General features: G+C 64.9%; 16 protein-coding genes. 9 read left to right on the top strand and 7 right to left on the bottom strand.

The genetic code is table 11. The features are described 5' to 3' along the window. The first annotated feature begins 155 nt into the window (after positions 1–155). The 6 genes from GUY30_RS03880 to GUY30_RS03855 are packed head-to-tail and all read left to right on the top strand — an operon-like array spanning position 156 to position 7,877. Positions 156–1,877: a TIGR04028 family ABC transporter substrate-binding protein gene (locus tag GUY30_RS03880; RefSeq protein WP_167194244.1), complete on the top strand. Its 1,722-nt coding sequence runs from the start codon at positions 156–158 to the stop codon at positions 1,875–1,877. Then, on the top strand, positions 1,874–2,953 hold the full coding sequence (locus GUY30_RS03875; protein WP_167194242.1) for an ABC transporter permease: 1,080 nt from the start codon (positions 1,874–1,876) through the stop codon (positions 2,951–2,953). The genes GUY30_RS03880 and GUY30_RS03875 overlap by 4 nt, the downstream gene beginning before the upstream one ends. Further along, positions 2,950–3,816, top strand: coding sequence for an ABC transporter permease (locus tag GUY30_RS03870; protein WP_101555618.1), 867 nt, complete (start codon positions 2,950–2,952; stop codon positions 3,814–3,816). Before GUY30_RS03875 ends, GUY30_RS03870 begins: the two co-directional genes overlap by 4 nt. Then, positions 3,813–5,507: a dipeptide ABC transporter ATP-binding protein gene (locus tag GUY30_RS03865; RefSeq protein ID WP_167194240.1), complete on the top strand. Its 1,695-nt coding sequence runs from the start codon at positions 3,813–3,815 to the stop codon at positions 5,505–5,507. Before GUY30_RS03870 ends, GUY30_RS03865 begins: the two co-directional genes overlap by 4 nt. Positions 5,508–5,512: 5 nt before the next feature. Next, positions 5,513–6,565, top strand: a complete 1,053-nt coding sequence (locus tag GUY30_RS03860; RefSeq protein ID WP_167194238.1) for a putative FMN-dependent luciferase-like monooxygenase — start codon at positions 5,513–5,515, stop codon at positions 6,563–6,565. Position 6,566: 1 nt separating this feature from the next. Then, complete coding sequence (locus GUY30_RS03855; protein WP_167194236.1) at positions 6,567–7,877, top strand: alkylhydroperoxidase domain protein; 1,311 nt, start codon at positions 6,567–6,569, stop codon at positions 7,875–7,877. Between the two features lie 112 nt (positions 7,878–7,989). Here the strand turns inward: GUY30_RS03855 and GUY30_RS03850 are convergent, their stop codons facing one another. The 6 genes from GUY30_RS03850 to GUY30_RS03825 form a co-directional block, all read right to left on the bottom strand. After that, entirely contained in the window at positions 7,990–8,409 is a 420-nt protein-coding gene (locus GUY30_RS03850) for a DUF779 domain-containing protein (protein WP_167194234.1), read from the bottom strand. Further along, positions 8,409–9,932 (bottom strand): aldehyde dehydrogenase, encoded by a 1,524-nt coding sequence (gene adh, locus GUY30_RS03845; protein ID WP_167194232.1) that lies wholly within the window; start codon positions 9,930–9,932, stop codon positions 8,409–8,411. Before adh ends, GUY30_RS03850 begins: the two co-directional genes overlap by 1 nt. 168 nt (positions 9,933–10,100) lie before the next feature. Next, the gene (locus GUY30_RS03840; RefSeq protein ID WP_062862773.1) at positions 10,101–10,715 is read right to left on the bottom strand and encodes a peptidoglycan DD-metalloendopeptidase family protein; all 615 of its coding nucleotides are present in this window, start codon (positions 10,713–10,715) and stop codon (positions 10,101–10,103) included. After that, entirely contained in the window at positions 10,705–11,379 is a 675-nt protein-coding gene (locus GUY30_RS03835; RefSeq protein WP_025778797.1) for an HAD family hydrolase, read from the bottom strand. Before GUY30_RS03835 ends, GUY30_RS03840 begins: the two co-directional genes overlap by 11 nt. Next, positions 11,372–11,926 (bottom strand): GNAT family N-acetyltransferase, encoded by a 555-nt coding sequence (locus GUY30_RS03830; RefSeq protein ID WP_167194230.1) that lies wholly within the window; start codon positions 11,924–11,926, stop codon positions 11,372–11,374. Before GUY30_RS03830 ends, GUY30_RS03835 begins: the two co-directional genes overlap by 8 nt. After that, the gene (locus GUY30_RS03825; RefSeq protein ID WP_167194228.1) at positions 11,923–12,393 is read right to left on the bottom strand and encodes a GNAT family N-acetyltransferase; all 471 of its coding nucleotides are present in this window, start codon (positions 12,391–12,393) and stop codon (positions 11,923–11,925) included. Before GUY30_RS03825 ends, GUY30_RS03830 begins: the two co-directional genes overlap by 4 nt. 58 nt (positions 12,394–12,451) lie before the next feature. On the opposite strand from GUY30_RS03825, the gene GUY30_RS03820 reads away from it, so the two are divergent. After that, on the top strand, positions 12,452–12,673 hold the full coding sequence (locus tag GUY30_RS03820) for a hypothetical protein (protein WP_062861149.1): 222 nt from the start codon (positions 12,452–12,454) through the stop codon (positions 12,671–12,673). A gap of 17 nt (positions 12,674–12,690) precedes the next feature. On the opposite strand, the gene GUY30_RS03815 is transcribed toward GUY30_RS03820, so the two are convergent. After that, the gene (locus tag GUY30_RS03815; protein WP_167194226.1) at positions 12,691–13,761 is read right to left on the bottom strand and encodes an AI-2E family transporter; all 1,071 of its coding nucleotides are present in this window, start codon (positions 13,759–13,761) and stop codon (positions 12,691–12,693) included. A gap of 94 nt (positions 13,762–13,855) precedes the next feature. Between GUY30_RS03815 and GUY30_RS03810 the strand changes: the two genes are divergently transcribed. Beyond that, complete coding sequence (locus GUY30_RS03810) at positions 13,856–16,438, top strand: M3 family metallopeptidase (protein ID WP_167194224.1); 2,583 nt, start codon at positions 13,856–13,858, stop codon at positions 16,436–16,438. Beyond that, positions 16,419–17,177, top strand: a complete 759-nt coding sequence (locus GUY30_RS03805) for a queuosine precursor transporter (protein ID WP_228281663.1) — start codon at positions 16,419–16,421, stop codon at positions 17,175–17,177. Before GUY30_RS03810 ends, GUY30_RS03805 begins: the two co-directional genes overlap by 20 nt. Positions 17,178–17,239: the final 62 nt, after the last annotated feature.

Genomic DNA, 17,239 nt, shown 5'->3' with positions numbered 1-17,239 from the left:
ACGGATGCGCTTAACTCAAGGCATGCACATCCACTTCGGGCCCCGCGCCGGACACTGCCGCTGCCTGCCGTCAATGGCAATCGCAATGTTCGTATATTGTTGAACTATCCGGCTCAATTCCCTCTGTTCCATTTCTCTTGCCCGAAGGACGTCCCATGACGGATCACCGTCTCTCCACCTCAGCGCGTCTGACTCAGCGCCTGACCGACCGACGCCTCGACCGCCGCTCGGTACTGAGCCTCGGTCTCGGTTTCGGCACTCTGCTCACCCTCAGCGCCTGCACTCCCCATGACTCCGGTTCCTTGGCCGAGGGCGAACCCGTCCGCGGCGGGGTGCTCACCTACTTCGAACCCCAGACCTGGACTCTGCTCTACCCGCCGTCGGTCGGCTTCTACCCCAACGGCGGAATCATGAACAACATCTCGGCACGCCTGCTGTGGCAGGATCCCGAGACCCTCGAGCTCCATCCGTGGCTGGCCACGGACTTGCCGGAGACCGACGCCGACGCCACGACCTACACCTTCACCATCCGCAAGGGCGTGACCTATTCGGACGGTTCGCCGCTGACACCGGAGAATGTGGCGAAGAACTTCGACCTCTTCGGTCGCGGCGACGAAGCCCGCACGCTGCCGGTGTCCGAGCAGATCTCGAACTATGAACGCAGCGAAGTCCTCGACGGAAATCGGGTCCGGTTCCACTTCTCAGCACCTTCCCCCGGCTTCGCCCAGGCGACCTCGACGATGAACGCGGGGCTGCTCGCCGATTCCACTCTCGACCTCGACGCCGAAGGCTTCGGCCCGGGCGGAGCCACGCAGATCCACACCTGCGGCCCCTTCCACATCACTGACGAGACGATCGGCACGAAGCTCTCCGTCCGTGCCCGCGAGGACTACGACTGGGCGCCCCCGCACCTGAAGCATCAGGGCCGGGCCCACCTCGACGGCATCGACTACCTGACGAACAACGAATACTCCGTGCGCATCGGAGCCGTGCTCTCCGGGCAGGCAGACGGTGTTCGCGACGTCCAGGCCCCCGATGAGTCCCGCGTGACCGAACAGGGCCTGCGCCTCTATGCGAAGGCGACGAACGGAATCAACAACAGCATCAACTTCCGGTTCCGCCACGACCTGCTGGGCGACATCGACGTCCGGCGAGCGCTCATCGCCGCCATCGATCGACAGGAGATCGTCGACAAGCTCTTCACCCCGAACTACCCGCTGGCCACCGGCCTGCTGGCCAAGGGCGCCATGGGCTACACCGACCAGTCCGGATCATGGGACTTCGACCCGGACAAGGCGAACCGCCTCCTCGACCAGGCCGGCTGGAGCGAGCGCAACGGGCAGGGCTACCGTGTCAAGGACGGAACTCCGCTGGCGCTGACGGTGAATATCGCACTGCCGCAGCCGCGGTCGAACGAGGTCCAGACCCTCATCCAACAGCAGCTGCGCCGCGTGGGGGTACGCCTGTCGATCAACCCCGGGGACCAGTCGAAGCAGACGCTCGACGCCCTCGAACTCGACACCGTGCAGATCTACCACTCGATGGTCGCCCGCGCCGACTTCGACAATCTGCGCTCGAACTACTCCTCGGTCAATCGCGACGTCTTCCTCAACGGAGTCGACCGCGCGGACGCCGACGACGATTCGGTCGACCCGAAGATCGACGAACTCCTCGACACGCTCGCTTCCGAACCGAACCATGAGAAACGGCAGGAGGCCGCCGAGGCGGTCCAGAACTACCTCGTCGACCAGGCCTATGTGCTGCCGTTCTTCGAAGAACCACAGGTCTTCGCATTCCGCCGCCGCGTCCACGGCTTCACCACCGAACCCGTGGGCCGCCCCGACTTCTACAGCACCTGGCTGGCAGGAGAGAAATGATCCTCGACACCCGCTACCTCCTCCTGCGCCTGGGCCAGGCGGTCCTCGTGCTGCTGCTCGCGTTCACCGCGGCATTCATCCTGCTCAGCCTCATCCCCGGTGACGGCGTCACGGCCCGCTTCGCCGATCCGGCCCTCGGCCTCTCCCCCGATCAGATCGCCGAGATCCGAAACGCCACCGGTGCCGACGAGTCCTGGTTCGGCCGCTACCTCACGAGTCTCACCGGGTTCCTCACCGGGAACTTCGGCTATTCGGTCCAGACCGGTGCCGCCGTGTCGACGATCATCGCAGCAGCACTGCCCTCGACCGCGGTGCTCGCTGCCTCCGGGTTCGTCACCGCACTCGTCCTTGCCGTGATCATCGCCGTCTTCGCGACCTTCGGACCGGCCACCGGGCCGACGGCCAAGGTGCGGCGAGTCCTCGACTCGGTGCCCAGTCTCTTCATCTCCATCCCGGTGTTCTGGCTCGGAATCCTGCTCATCCAGGTCTTCTCCTTCCAGCTCGGTCTCGTCTCCGTCGTCGACCCCGGCCCTGCCGAGGCGCTCGTGCTGCCGACCCTGACCGTGGCGGTTCCGCTGTCGGCCCCGATCGCCCAGGTGCTCATCCGCTCCATCACCGAGGTGCAGGCTTCCGGATTCGTCAAGGTCACCACGGCCAAGGGCGCCTCCGAACTGTGGATCCTCGTCCACACCGTCGCCCGCAATGCGGTGCTGCCGGGGCTGACGATCATCGGCCTCGTCTTCGGCGAACTCGTCGCCGGCGCCGTGGTCACCGAGACCGTATTCGGCCGCAACGGCATCGGACTCATCACCGCCCAAGCGGTCACCCACCGAGACAATCCGATCCTGCTGGCCGTCGTGGTCATCGCCACCTTCGGCTACGTCATCATCAACCTCGCAGTCGACCTCCTCTACCCCGTCATCGACGTCCGACTGCGCACGAAACGCAGCACCGCCTCGGCGGGCAGGCCACTGCGCAGCCACGACGAACCCTCACGTCGCGCCCTGACGGCGACCGCGGCCAGCGTCGGCGTCGACCTCGACTGGGACGACGAGGCGAAGGAGAAGGACTCATGAGCATCGTCTTCACACGCGGCCAAGGCACCGGCACCGACACCCGCCGAGTTCGCGGCGGCCGGGCACGCGCCGCGATCACCCCGGCCACCATCGCCTCCGGGCTGGTGCTGCTCATCGCCATCGCCTGGGCGCTGTTCCCCGGTCTCTTCACCCACTTCGATCCCAACGACGGCGGAGACACCCCTGCCCTTCTGGCCCCGAGCCTCGAGCATTGGTTCGGCACCGACCAGACCGGCCGCGATGCCTTCACCCGCGTCGTCTACGGCGCCTCCCAGTCCCTGCTGGCCGCGCTCGTGGCCGTCGGGGTCGGGCTGATCGTCGGCACCACGATCGGGCTCATCGCCGGCACCCGGCGCGGGTTCGTCGACGATGTGCTCATGCGCCTGATCGATGTGCTGCTGTCCATCCCCGCGATCCTGCTCAGCCTCTCGATCGTCGTCGTCCTCGGTTTCGGAACGATCAACGCGGCCATCGCCGTCGGAGTCACCGCCATCGCCCAGTTCGCACGACTGGCCAGGTCCCAGGCGGTGCAGATCAACACGAGCGACTACGTGGCCGCGGCCTACGGATCCGGCGGCACCTTCTTCTCCGTCCTGGTCCGCCATATCCTGCCGAATTCGATCTCTCCCGTGCTCTCACTGGCGGTGCTCCAGGTCGGTTCGGCGATCCTCCAGATCTCCACTCTCGGATTCCTCGGATACGGCACTCCGCCGCCCACCCCGGAATGGGGCCTCATCATCGCCGAGGGCCGCAACTTCGTCGCCACCGCGTGGTGGCTGACCGTGCTGCCCGGCCTCGTGGTCATGGCCATCGTGCTCGCCACCCACCAGATCGGCAACACCCTGCGAAAGGTGACATCATGACCGACTCCTCACTGCTGCGCATCGACGGTCTCTCCGTCGAATACACCCGCCGAGGCGGCTCCGCGGCACCTGCCGTGAGCGAACTCGACCTCGTGGTCCGTCCCGGTTCGATGACCGCCGTGGTCGGGGAATCCGGTTCGGGGAAGTCGACGACGGCGAACGCGGCCATCGGCCTGCTCCCGCCATCGGCCAGGGTCGCGAACGGGCGGATCCGCCTCGGCGATCTCGATCTGCTCAGCCTGGGCACCTCCGGGTGGCGCGGTGTGCGCGGTTCCCAGATCGGCTATGTCCCGCAGGACCCGGGGTCCTCGCTCAATCCGCTGCAGACGATCGGGAAATCCGTCGCCGAGGCGCTGCGCATCCACCGCCGAGCCAACCGGGCAGAGGCTCGTGCTCAGGTCATCGAGCTGCTGGACCGGGTCGGCATCGACCAGCCGGAGAAGCGGGCCGATCAGTTCCCGCACGAGCTCTCGGGCGGGATGCGGCAGCGGGTGCTCATTGCAGCCGCCATCGCGCTGCGTCCGCGCCTGCTCATCGCCGATGAACCCACTTCCGCCCTCGACGTCACCGTCCAGAAGCAGGTCCTCGACCTCCTCGACGAGCTGCGCGCCGAGACCGGGATGGGTGTCCTCTTCATCACCCACGATCTCGCCGTCGCCGGCGAGCGCGCCGACGAGGTCGTGGTCATGCAGGGCGGACGCATCGTCGAATCGGGACACGCCGGCCGTGTCTTCTCCGACCCGGCCACCGAGTACACCTCCCGCCTCATCGCCGATGCCCCTGCGCTGCAGACGAAAGCACGTCCGGACCGCACCGAGGCGACCACGCAGACTGACACCCCGTTCGTCTCCGTCGAATCACTCACCCACATCTTCGACCGCACGGGTGATCAGATCACCGGCGTCGAAGGTGTGGATTTCACGGTGGCGCGCGGGACCACGCACGGACTCGTCGGCGAATCCGGTTCGGGCAAGACGACCACGGGCAAGGCGCTGAGCGGGTTCCTCACACCCCAGTCCGGGCATGTGCGCATCGGCGATTTCGACGCCGCGGAACTCGGACGCGGTCGTCCCTCACGTCAGCGTCTGCGGGAGTTCCGGAGCTCCGTCCAACTGGTCCATCAGAACCCGTTCTCCGCTCTTGATCCCAAGCATTCGATCCGCTCGACCCTGACCGAACCTCTGCGCAACTTCCGCCTCGGTGACCGCACCTCCCGCCCTCGACTCGTCGCCGAGGCCATGGATCGAGTGGCGCTGCCGACCGAATTCCTCGACCGGCGTCCCGCCGAACTCTCCGGCGGGCAGCTGCAGCGAGTGGCGATCGCCCGTGCCCTCATCGTCGAACCCGAACTCGTCGTCTTCGACGAGGCGGTCTCGGCTCTCGACGTGACCGTGCAGGCGCAGATCCTCACCCTGCTCGATGAGCTGCAGAGGGAGCTCGGCCTGACCTACGTCTTCATCACCCATGACCTCGCCGTCGTCCGCCAGATCGCTGATACGGTGTCCGTGATGTCGCACGGACACCTTGTCGACGATGGCGCGACCGAAGAGATCTTCACTCGCCCGCGTTCCGCCTACACTCGCACTCTGCTCGAGGCGATCCCCCGTCCCGCGACGCTGTCGGCCGATGCAGCGCCTGCGAACACTCGACCCGCAACCCCGACCCTGCTCACCGCAGCAGCAGAAAGCTGAGAACCATGACCCCTCAACCGACCGACACCCAGGCGACCGGACCAAAGCTCGGATTCTTCACTCGCCTGCTCGAGGACGCCCCGGCAGCTCAGCGCTACCGCTTCGCCCTCGAACAGATCGAGACGGCCGAGGAGTTCGGCTTCCATTCGGCATGGGTCGCCCAGCACCACTTCTCCGCGGCAGAGGGCGGGCTGCCGTCCCCGCTCGTCTTCCTCTCCCATGCCGCCGCCCGCACCTCCCGGATCGACTTGGGCACCGCGATCATCACCCTGCCGATGGAGAATGCCGTGCGCGTGGCCGAAGACGCCGCCGTCCTCGACGAACTCTCCGCCGGTCGCCTCCAGATCGGTCTGGGCTCCGGCGGGAATCCGAAGTCCTTCCCAGCCTTCGGCACGAGCTTCGATGACCGTCGCGAGGTCTTCGCCGACAACCTCGCAACACTGCGCACCCTGTTCTCAGGCGACCGGCTTCCCACCGATCACAGTCTCTATCCCGTTCCCGACGCGGAGCGTCCGAGTCTCGAACGACGCCTGTGGCAGGCGACGTTCTCCGCCGGCGGTGCCGGTGCGGCCGGCGCTGCCGGTGACGGACTCATGCTCTCCAGGACTCAGCCGCGTCCCCAGGACAACCCGGCGGCACGCCTCGATGAGGTGCAGCTGCCGGTCATCGACACCTATCTCTCCCAGCTGCCGGACGGGGTCGAACCGCGGATCCTCGCTTCCCGCACCGCCGTGGTCGCCGATGCCGAAGACCTGCCCCGGCTGCGTGAGATCACCGAACCGGCTCTGCGGGCTGAGGCCGACCGCCTCGTCGGCTATGACACGTCCGGGCTGAGCCTCGATGAGCTCCTCATTGCCACCGACACCTACCTCGGCACGCCTGAGCAGGTCGTCGAGAGGCTGCACCATGACCGTGTCCTCGACCGGGTCACAGACGTCAGCTTCCAAGTGCATTCGGTTCCGGCGACGAACGAGACCGCGGTGCGGTCGATCGAACTGCTCGCCACCGAGGTGGCCCCGGCCCTCGGGTTCTCCGTGACGAAGGAGCGGGTGCACTGAGATGGCCGATATCATCAACCTCCTCGCCGGAATCGCGGCGAATGATCCTCTCGATGGCCTGCGTGATCACCGGGCACAGGCGAAGGAGAATGCTCAGCTGAGCTTCGAGGCTCTGCTCGAACCCGCCGATCCGAAGGGCGTGAGCTTCCGCGACCGTTATGCGGTCGCCGCATTCACCGCGGGTCTGCTCGGGTCTGCAAGGGCCGAGGAGTTCTACCGTGATCTGCTGCGTGACGAAGACGAATCCGTGTCCTGGGCCGTCGCCGAACTCCTCGATGAGGCGACCGCTGCGGATTCGGTGCGGCATGGGCCGTACGGAGACTTCGAGTCCCAGGCGCTGGCGGGCGAGAACGTTCCCGGGCCGTGGTTCACCGCCGCCGAGGCGACGGCGGAGAGACTCGGTGAGAAGCTGATGGCCGGGCTCGAATTCGCGCATCTTCTCGTCCTCCATCCGCGCGACAGCCGTCCCGGTCACCTGGCGCTGCTGCTCGAAGCAGGATGGGACGAGGACGGCATCGTCACGCTGGCTCAGCTGGTTTCGTTCCTCAACTTCCAGATCCGCATCAACACTGGACTCGCCGCACTCACCGAGCCGGCGTCCACGGTTCCGTCCCCGGACGACGCAGCCCCGTCGACGCCTGACGGGAACGACAGCCCCGCCTCGGCGAGAGTCGAAGAGGCACTGCAGTCCGTCGGGGACCGGGTGAAGACGTACCCGAACCTCAAGCGCCCCGAACTGTTCCAACAAGGTGGGCTCGGCTGGGTGCCGTGGATCGCTCCCGTCGCCGAGGCGGACCTCAGCGATGATCAGCAGGATGCCCTGATCGAGGCGGGACGGGCGAAGAACCCCTACTTCCGGCTGCTTGCGAGGGATCCGGCCGCACTCAAGGCACGAACTCTGACCGACTTCGACATCTTCTTCAACACCACCGATGGTCTCGGTCGGGCCGAACGCGAACTCGCCGCGACCGCGGCCTCTCGTCTCAACGGATGCCTGTTCTGCGCGTCGGTCCACGCGGACCGGGCCACCGAGGAATCCGGTCGTCGGGACCTCGTGCAGCGCCTCCTCGACGAGGGAATCGGCACGGAGTCCCGCCTCGGTGATCAGATGTGGGACGCCGTCATCGATGCTTCGGTGGCACTGACGCTGACTCCGCAGACCTTCGGTGCGCGGCACGTCGATCAGCTGCGTGCAGTTGGGCTGGGCGACGGCGACATCATCGACGCCCTCAGCTGCGCCGCCTTCTTCAACTGGGCGAACCGGCTGATGCTCTCCCTCGGAGAGCCCGAGGTGCTGGCCGCCGGGAAGTGACCGTCAGCGCGTTCAGCGACAACGATTGTCAGGTCGATCCACGGCGATTTCTGCGAGCAGAACACCGTGGATCGACCAAACAATCGCGCAGGAAACGCGGACGCACCCTGCTTCAGCCGACGTCCATGAGCGTCGAGCGGATGATGAAGCGGTTCCCCGTCGGCGATTCGACGCTGAAGCCGCTCCCCCGGCCCGGCACCACATCGATCGTCAGATGCGTGTGCTTCCAGTACTCGAACTGTTCCGTCGACATCCAGAAGTCCAGTCCGGCCTTCTCGGCATCGTCGATGGGCAGTTCGAAGTGGCCGAGCAGCACATCGGCTTCCGAGGTGAGGAAATCACCTTCGGGGAAGCATATGGGCGACGAACCGTCACAGCAGCCGCCGGACTGGTGGAACATGAGCTGTCCGTGTTTGTCGACGAGGCTGGCAAGCAGGTCGATAGCGGCCTGAGTCATCGCCACCCGCGATTTCTCTTCGCCCTCGATCGTCGGTGTCGACTCGAGTGCGGCTGTTTCGGCTAAATCACTCATCAGAAGAATCCTTGTGCACTTTCGGAGTAGCTGACCAGCAGGTTCTTCGTCTGCTGGTAGTGGTCGAGCATCATCTTGTGGTTCTCACGTCCGATGCCCGAGGACTTGTATCCGCCGAACGCGGCGTGGGCCGGGTAGGCGTGGTAGTTGTTCACCCAGACGCGGCCGGCCTGGATGTCGCGTCCGGCCCGGTAGGCGGTGTTGCCGGTGCGAGCCCAGACTCCGGCGCCGAGGCCGTAGAGGGTGTCATTGGCAGTGGCGATGGCGTCGTCGTAGTCGGAGAACGAGGTCAGCGCCACGACGGGTCCGAAGATCTCTTCCTGGAAGATGCGCATCTTGTTCGTGCCCTTGAAGATCGTCGGCTGGATGTAGAACCCGCCGGAGAGGTCGCCGTCGAGTTCGGCCTTGTCGCCGCCGATGAGCACTTCGGCTCCTTCGTCCTTGCCGATACCCAGGTAGGACATGATCTTCTCGAACTGGTCGTTCGAGGCCTGCGCTCCGACCTGAGTGTCGGTGTCGAGCGGGTTGCCCTGCTTGATGGACCTGACGCGTTCGACGCCAGCGGCGACGAAGTCATCGAAGATCGAGTCCTGGACGAGCGCACGCGACGGGCAGGTGCAGACCTCGCCCTGGTTGAGAGCGAACATCGCGAAGCCCTCAAGTGCTTTGTCCCGGTAGCTGTCGTCGGCGGCCATGACGTCGTCGAAGAAGATGTTCGGTGACTTTCCGCCGAGCTCCAGGGTGACCGGGATGATGTTCTGCGAGGCGTACTGCATGATGAGGCGGCCGGTCGTCGTCTCGCCGGTGAACGCGATCTTGCGGATGCGTTTGTTCGACGCGAGCGGCTTGCCGGCTTCGACGCCGAATCCGTTGATGATGTTGAGGACGCCGGGAGGCAGCAGGTCGCCGATGAGTTCGGCGAGGACGAGGATCGACGCCGGGGTCTGCTCGGCGGGTTTGAGGACCACGCAGTTGCCTGCGGCGAGCGCCGGAGCGAGCTTCCAGGTGGCCATGAGCAGGGGGAAGTTCCAGGGAATGATCTGTCCGACCACTCCGAGGGGCTCGTGGAAGTGGTAGGCGACGGTGTCGTCGTCGATCTGGGAGATGCCGCCTTCCTGCGCCCGGATGGCCGAGGCGAAGTAGCGGAAGTGGTCGACGGCCAGCGGCAGGTCCGCAGCCAGCGGTTCGCGGATTCCCTTGCCGTTGTCCCAGGTCTCGGCGACGGCGAGCATCTCGAGGTTGGATTCGATGCGGTCGGCGATCTTGAGCAGGATGTTCGACCGTTCGGCGACGGAGGTCTTGCCCCAGGCCGGTGCCGCCGCCCATGCGGCGTCGAGTGCGGTTTCGACATCGTCGGCGGTGGAGCTGGGGATCTCGGTGAATGCCTGTCCGGTGACGGGAGTGATGTTCTCGAAGTAGTTGCCGTCCTTCGGCGGCACCCACTCTCCTCCGATGTAGTTCTCATAACGGGGCTTGAACGTGACGAGCGCGCCGTCGGTACCGGGTGCTGAGTAGACTGCCATGACACTCCTTCGTGTGAGTCCATCCACCCCACAACACGTGCCTCGTCCGATGGCGGTCGGAGGCGCGGAGCGGATATGTCCGTGTCCTCTCACCTTAGGTCGGAACCGGGGTGCGGACAATAGCCGTTGAGGGAGTTCGCAGGTGGTCGCCGAAGGCTCAGCCGGCGCTCACAGATCGACGATGGCACCAGTGGGCGGGAGAGTTCCGCCGAACCGAATCGGCACAGCGTCGGCGCATGCAAGGTCAAGACTGCTGATCGCCTGGACATGCAGATGAGGCTCGGTGCTGTTGCCTGAGTTCCCGCAGCGCCCGAGTCTCTCACCTGTCTGGACAGTCTGTCCGACCTGGACTTGGACGCTTCCCTGCTGGAGGTGGCAGAGTGCCACAACGAAGGCACCGGTTCGGATCATGACGTGATTCCCGGCGAGCGCGAGCCACCCGGCCTCGACTCGGCTGCGTTGAGTCATTGCGTAGCCGAGCGAAGGCAGACCACGGTACGCAGGATGATCGGTCGCTGCGTCGTGGATGGCGACAACAGTGCCGTCGATAGGGGCGAGCACACTGCGGCCGAAACCTATGAACTGCTCCGGAGGTTCGGGGCGAAACAGCGAGGTGATTCCGAACGCGGCCGATCGGCCCGAGTGATCGACCGGCACGAAGTCGATCGCGTACGAGGTCGCGAACCGGGTTGTGCCGTGGCTGGGTACCTGGTCGGCCGGGCTGTTCTGGACAAGCCAGCGACCGGTGAAGGGGTAGACAAGGTCGAGGGACTCAGCTGACATCTCCGCCGTCGCCGCATTCCGCATCCGGTTGATTCGCCGCGTCAATAAAAATGTCGCGCAGCTGTTCCAGCGAATCGAGTTTCAGGTCGGCGAGTTCGGCTTCAGGACGATGCCGCTGAATATGCGCCCATGGGCCTCTCATCAGGAATGCCGTCCGAATACCCATTGAGTTGGCCGGTGCGATGTCGTTATCGACCCGATCGCCGACATAGAGGATCTGGTTTTCGGGCACTGCTGCAGCATCGATCACCCGAGCAAAGAACCCTTTCGACGGCTTCTTCACTCCCCACTCGGACGAAGAAGCTATGAAGTCGACAGGGACCCACGTACTGCTCAATCGCCGAGCGAGCCCAGCAGGTTGGTTTCCGGCGATTCCCACTATCGTGTCCGTCGCCCGAATGGTCTCAGTACAGTCGAACGCGTCTGGGTACAGATCGACAGGTTCAGTTTGAGTCAGTCCAGCAGGTGGATGTAGTCCGAGCTCGGTCCAGATACCACTGTGGTCGTCTCCTCGTTCAATCAGCACCCCAAGCACAGCGAAGAACGTCAAAGACGTCGCTCCAGCACGTGCCGCATGGTCGGCCCACATCCGAGTCTCGTCGACAAGAGTTTCACCGACGTCGAAGACTACGGCTCGGATGTCGGCTCTGGAGAAGTCAGTCATCAATCGGTCTCCAAATCGAATATTCGACTACGTCGCGGAGTCTCCCACCGATTGTCTGGTGCTCCACAACCAGCTGACCGCGGAGATATCCCCCGCGCTCAGCCGTGCGAAGAGACGGGACGTTCCAGGGTTCGATATACAGATCGATGCGCTGGACCTCAGGAATCGACAGAGCAAAATCCGTCAACGCAATAAGGGCGTCTGCTGCGTACCCTTGCCCTCTTTCGGAGGGCACGATGGCATAGCCGACGGTCGCGCGACCTCTGTCGAGATCTTTCAGCCACAGACCACAGTGGCCGACGGCATAATCATCGTCTTGGCGCGCGATGACGAAGGAGAACCCCCGGCCTTCTGCGTCGCGTCCCTGCTGTCGTCGGACCCAAGAACTCGCTTCCGCTTTGCTTGCATTGCCTGGCAGCGAACCGGTCAACGGCACGTAGGGGTCGGCCGACAGCTTTCGTGCCATTTCTAGGTCACGCTGTTCGACCGGACGCAGCTGAATCGCCCCATGGGCTGGAGGAACTCGGGGCCAATTCGGCAGTGTCATACCAAGGGCTTCACCATGATCAGGCAGGGCGTGTCCGCTCCCCACAGGTCGGTCTCCTCCAGAGGCAGGAAGCCCATCTTCTCGTAGAAGTGACGGGTCCGCGCATAGTTCGGATCGTCCTTCGACGGACCCAAGGTCTTCACTTCGAGCAGCCGCGCCCCTCGGGCCCGCACATCCTCGATGATGGCCTCGATCATCGCAGTTCCGACTCCCCCGCCGTGGAAGGAGCGGTCGACGACGGTGAAATGGATTTCACTGGTCTGCGGGAAATGATGCGTCACCAGCGTGATTCCGACGACTCGGCCACGTTCGTCGCGGACCGTCCACGTCTCCATGCGGCGCGCGTCGTCGATGTATTCGGCGTTGGATTTGGGTCTGCCGAACCATTCTGGCGCGGTTGCGAGCAGCCGTTCCACTTCCTTAGGCACGGCCTCGTCGCGCTGAGCCCTCCAGTCGGCTTCAGTCATGGGCTCCACCCTAGACTCCGCATCGATGCTTCGGTACCCCGTTGCTAGACTCAGGCCCATGAGCGAGCCCGAATCCCCCGTCCTCCGACTGATCCCGTATCTCGCGGCGATCACCGCAGCCATCTTCGTCGTGCTGCCCCGTCTCGGCGGTGACGGGAACCTGCTCATGAGCCTCGTGTTCGCGGCAGTCGCCTATTTCGGCGCCTATTTCATCGTCAAGCTCATCATCCACGTCCTCGTCACCCGAATCGATTCCGGCAGCAACGACGACCACGGCTGAGGTCCGATCCGCCGTTCCTACTTCTTCGCCTGCGCCGGAACGACGACTTTGCGGATGATGATGAGCGCCGAGGCGGCCACCGGCACCGCGACCACCGCACCGAGCACACCGCCTAAGGTTCCACCGGCGATGGCGGCGATGATGACGAGGGCTCCGGGCACGTCGACCGCGGCGTTCATGATCCGCGGGCTGAGCAGATACGCCTCGACCTGCATGTACACGAGGTAGTAGATGCCTGCAGTGATGCCCAGCCCGGGCGAGACCATGAGACAGGAAGCGGTGATGATGATCGAACCGGTGATCGGACCGACCAGGGGGATGAGCGAGGACAGGAACGCCACGAACGCCAGCAGCGCCGGCAGGGGGGCACCGATGATGGTGAGGAAGATCGCCGAACACACGCCGTTGATGACGCCCAACGACACCTGACCGAGGACGTAGCGTCCGATGGATCGGGTGACCTCCTCGGTGACGGATTCGACGGTCGGCCGCGATGAGGCCACGACCAGGGAGAACATCGCGGATTTGATCGTCGGCATGGACACCGCGAAGTAGATGGTGAGGATGACGACGATGATCACGCCAGTGAGAAAGCTGAGTATCCCCGCCCCAATCGACACGACGCCGCCGCCGAGGGAGAGCACATTCTTCGGGTCCGAAGCCCATGCCGAAATGTTGGCGAACACCGCATCGATGTCGATCGCGCCGGTGAACTGCTCCTCGAGCTCCGTCACCCACCCGGTCGTCGCGAGGTTCCCCACGATCCCGGGCAGATCGGCGACGAACGTCTGGATCTGACTGATCACGGCCGGGGCGATGAGCAGCGCGGCGCCGACGACGATGAGGATGAAGGCCACGATGACGATGAGCACCGACAGTGACCGCGGCACCTTCCGATCGACGAACCACTGCACGATCGGTTCGAGACCGAGCGCGAGGAACAGCGCCAGACCGATGTAGATGATCACGGTCGCCACGGACTGCAGCGCCGTCATCACCACGATCGCCAACCCCACGCCCAAGGCGCCGGTGAAACCGAGCCGGAACGCGCTGTTGAGTGTGAGGGACTTGCCCTGCCCAGTGCCCATGGAAACCAGTGTAACCAGCGATCATGCACTGGTCGGCTGACTCACGTTAGGATCGGAGCGAACACTCAACCGCTAAGAAAGTGAATCGTCGAGAATGAGCGCAGATCCGAACGGCATCGATGTCTGGGAAGCGTTCCTCGACCCACAGACCGACTATTCGCTCCCCGACTTCGCGGCGGTCACCCCGGAGACGCTGCTGACCGCGGTTCACACGGCCACCGATTTCGCCCGCGCCGAGGTGGCTGCGATCGTCGCCGATGACGCCGAGTCCACGTTCTTCTCCACCACCGTGAGGTTCGAATCCGCGTCCGTGCCGATGACCCGCATCGCCTCCGTCGCCGCAGCCATCGAATCGAATCATCTGCGTCCCGAACTCACCGACGCCATCGGCGAGACCTGGGAACTCCTGTCGGCCGCCGAGACCGAGCTCCTGCTCAACGTCGACCTCTTCCACCGCATCGAACAGGTCTCGGTCTCCGACCTCAACCCCGAGGACAAACGTCAGCACGAACTGACCATCGATCACTTCGTGCGTGCGGGAGCCCGCCTCGGCGAGGACGAACGAGCGCAGATGGCCACGATCGCGGGCGAACTGACCACGCTGGAGAACTCCTTCTCCCGTGCCCTGCAGCTCGATACGCGCGAGTTGGCTGTGCACGTCAGCGAAGCCGAGTCCCTGGCCGGAATGAATGACGATCAGATCGCGGCGGCGGAGAGTCGTGCCGCCGATCGCGGCGTCGACGGCTACCTGCTGCCCTTGAACAACTTCACCCAACAGGGTGTGCTCGAGTCCTTGAACTCAGCACAGACGCGTCGGCACGTGCTGAACAACTCGATGGCGCGCGGATCCCGCGGCGGCGACGGCGACACCCGCACCCAGGTGGCAGACACCACGGCGCTGCGTGCACTGAAGGCGCATCTGCTCGGATACCCCTCCTACTCGTCGTTCGCCATCGACAATCAGACCGCCGGCAACCCCGATGCGGCCGCCGATATCGTCTCCTCCCTCATCAGTCCCGCGAACGCCCAACTCGATGAGGAGCTGGCACAGGTCAAGCAGCGCTACGACCTCGAGGACGTCGCAGCCGAAGACGTCAAGTACTACCTCGCGAAGTACCGCGCCGACGAGTTCGGCATCGACCCCGACGAGGTGGCCAAGTACTTCGAATTCGACACCGTCCTCACCGAGGGTGTCTTCCGAGCCGCCACCGGACTGTACGGAATCACCTTCGCCCCCTATGACGGCGTCACCGCTTGGCATGAGGACGTCCGCGTCTATGAGGTCACCGACGTCACCGAACGTCCCTTGGGCCTCGTGCTCATCGACCCGTACGCCCGGGACACGAAGCGCGGCGGAGCCTGGATGGATCAGTTGGTTCCCGCCTCCCGACTGACAGGGTTGCACCCGGTCGTCACCCTCTCGCTCAACCTCGCCAAGCCCGGTCCGGGTCGGCCCACCCTGCTCAATCCGACCGAGCTGACGACGTTCTTCCACGAATTCGGCCACGTCCTCCACGGCCTCTTCGCGAACTCCACCTACCCGTCGACGGCAGGCACCGCCGTCCCCCGCGACTACGTCGAGTTCCCGTCCCAGCTCAATGAGATGTGGCGCTTCCACCCGCAGGTCCTTCCCCACTTCGCCAAGCACGTCGACACGGGTGAGCCGATGCCTGCCGAACTCGTCGATGCGCTCATCGCCAGTGAGAAGTTCGGCCAGGGCTTCGACACGATCGAATATCTCGCTGCCGCCATGCTCGACCTGTCCTGGCATTCGCTCGAGGCGGGCGAGCACATCACCGAAGTGCTGTCCTTCGAATCCGAGGTGCTCGCCGCGGCCGGGTTCTCCCCGCTCGTGCCGCCGCGCTATCGGTCGACGTATTTCGGTCACATCTTCGCCTCCGGTTATGCCGCCGGCTACTACTCCTACCTCTACTCCGAGGTCATCGCCGCCTGGGTGAGCGAATGGTTCGAGGACCAAGGCGGACTCAATCGGGAGGCCGGCGATGCCTTCCGCGAAGCCATCCTCGCCCCCGGCTATTCGGTCGACCCGATGGCAGCGATCGAACGCTTCTTCGGCACCCGCCCGGATGTCGCTCCCCTGCTGCGCCGTCGCGGTCTCGCCGAACCCGTCACCGAGGTCGACGACGAGGACGCGGAGGCCACGGCCGAGACCGAGCCCGGAGCCGCCTCGGCGAGGTGGGATCATCCCAACCACGAGGCGGTCGCCGCCGATCTCTCGGCCGCCGGGATCGACCCGCGCATCGAGATCTTCGACGGCTCGACGCCGACGGCAGCCGCGGCGGCCGAAGCCCTGGGCATCGAGGTCGGAGCGATCGCGAACAGCCTCATCTTCTCCTCCGGCGGTGAACCCGTACTCATCATGGCCTCGGGCGCTCACCGGGTCGACACCACGCATGTCGCCGACCTCATCGGCGTCGACTCCCTCGACCGGGCGTCGAAGGAACTCGTTCGCGAGGCCACGGGGCAGGTCATCGGCGGGGTCGCACCCTGCGGTCATCCGAACCCGATTCCCACCTACGTCGATGTGTCGCTGAAGGACTATCCTGTTCTCTGGGCCGGCGCGGGGACACCGAATTCGATGGTGCCCCTGACGTATGAGCAGCTGCTCACGGTCACCGGAGGAAAGGAAATCACCGTTGTCGCAGAAGAGTCCTGAGTCTGGGCGTTCCGAGTCTGAGTCTGGGCAGCCGGGTCGCACCCCCGATCCGGCGCACACCACCTCGGCTGCACGGTTCGCAGCTTTCGCTTCCTCTCGGGGCCGCTACTATGCGGTCTTCCTCGCCGTGTTCTGCGCGGTGCTCATCATCTCGAATATCTCGGCCACGAAGGTCATCGGCTTCGGACCCGTAGTCACCGACGGCGGCGCGTTCCTCTTCCCCATCGCCTACATCCTCGGCGATGTGATCAGCGAGGTCTACGGCTTCAAAGCCGCTCGCAAGGCCGTGATCACCGGTTTCGCCCTGCAGATACTGGCCACCTTCGTCTTCTGGCTCGTGCTCATCTCGCCTCCGGGGCCCGGCTACGAGAACCAGGACGCCTTCGCCGCTGTGCTCGGCTTCTACCCTCGCATCGTCGCGGCCTCCCTCGTCGGCTACTTCGTCGGTCAGCTGCTCAACTCCTGGGTGCTCGTGGCAGTGAAGAAGCGGATGGGCGAGTCGAAGCTGTGGGTGCGGCTGCTCACGTCGACCGGTGTCGGCGAGTTCGTCGACACCCTGCTGTTCTGCGTCATCGCCTTCGCCGGGGTCATCCCGGGGCTCGACTTCCTCAACTACATCATCGTCGGCTTCGTCTACAAGGTCGCCGTCGAGATCATCTTCCTGCCCGTGACGTATCGGGTCATCAAGCTCGTCAAACGCCACGAACCCAGCTACGAACTCGACTCCGCCAGGGCTTAGGCGAACCGGACGCAGTGTGGCCGGCCCCGGACGAAAACTGCTCAGCGGCAAGTGTCATCGAG

It is taken from the genome of Brevibacterium pigmentatum, from assembly GCF_011617465.1.
Lineage (GTDB): Bacteria > Actinomycetota > Actinomycetes > Actinomycetales > Brevibacteriaceae > Brevibacterium > Brevibacterium pigmentatum.
This window is presented reverse-complemented; position numbering and strand designations above follow the sequence as displayed.

Coding starts and splice junctions, on each gene's coding strand:
- GUY30_RS03815 (WP_167194226.1), bottom strand. CDS start 13,761: ATGGGCACTGGGCAGGGCAAGTCCCTCACACTCAACAGCGCGTTCCGG.
- GUY30_RS03875 (WP_167194242.1), top strand. CDS start 1,874: ATGATCCTCGACACCCGCTACCTCCTCCTGCGCCTGGGCCAGGCGGTC.
- GUY30_RS03860 (WP_167194238.1), top strand. CDS start 5,513: ATGACCCCTCAACCGACCGACACCCAGGCGACCGGACCAAAGCTCGGA.
- GUY30_RS03850 (WP_167194234.1), bottom strand. CDS start 8,409: ATGAGTGATTTAGCCGAAACAGCCGCACTCGAGTCGACACCGACGATC.
- GUY30_RS03870 (WP_101555618.1), top strand. CDS start 2,950: ATGAGCATCGTCTTCACACGCGGCCAAGGCACCGGCACCGACACCCGC.
- adh (WP_167194232.1), bottom strand. CDS start 9,932: ATGGCAGTCTACTCAGCACCCGGTACCGACGGCGCGCTCGTCACGTTC.
- GUY30_RS03880 (WP_167194244.1), top strand. CDS start 156: ATGACGGATCACCGTCTCTCCACCTCAGCGCGTCTGACTCAGCGCCTG.
- GUY30_RS03820 (WP_062861149.1), top strand. CDS start 12,452: ATGAGCGAGCCCGAATCCCCCGTCCTCCGACTGATCCCGTATCTCGCG.
- GUY30_RS03830 (WP_167194230.1), bottom strand. CDS start 11,926: ATGACACTGCCGAATTGGCCCCGAGTTCCTCCAGCCCATGGGGCGATT.
- GUY30_RS03825 (WP_167194228.1), bottom strand. CDS start 12,393: ATGACTGAAGCCGACTGGAGGGCTCAGCGCGACGAGGCCGTGCCTAAG.
- GUY30_RS03840 (WP_062862773.1), bottom strand. CDS start 10,715: ATGTCAGCTGAGTCCCTCGACCTTGTCTACCCCTTCACCGGTCGCTGG.
- GUY30_RS03855 (WP_167194236.1), top strand. CDS start 6,567: ATGGCCGATATCATCAACCTCCTCGCCGGAATCGCGGCGAATGATCCT.
- GUY30_RS03835 (WP_025778797.1), bottom strand. CDS start 11,379: ATGACTGACTTCTCCAGAGCCGACATCCGAGCCGTAGTCTTCGACGTC.
- GUY30_RS03810 (WP_167194224.1), top strand. CDS start 13,856: ATGAGCGCAGATCCGAACGGCATCGATGTCTGGGAAGCGTTCCTCGAC.
- GUY30_RS03865 (WP_167194240.1), top strand. CDS start 3,813: ATGACCGACTCCTCACTGCTGCGCATCGACGGTCTCTCCGTCGAATAC.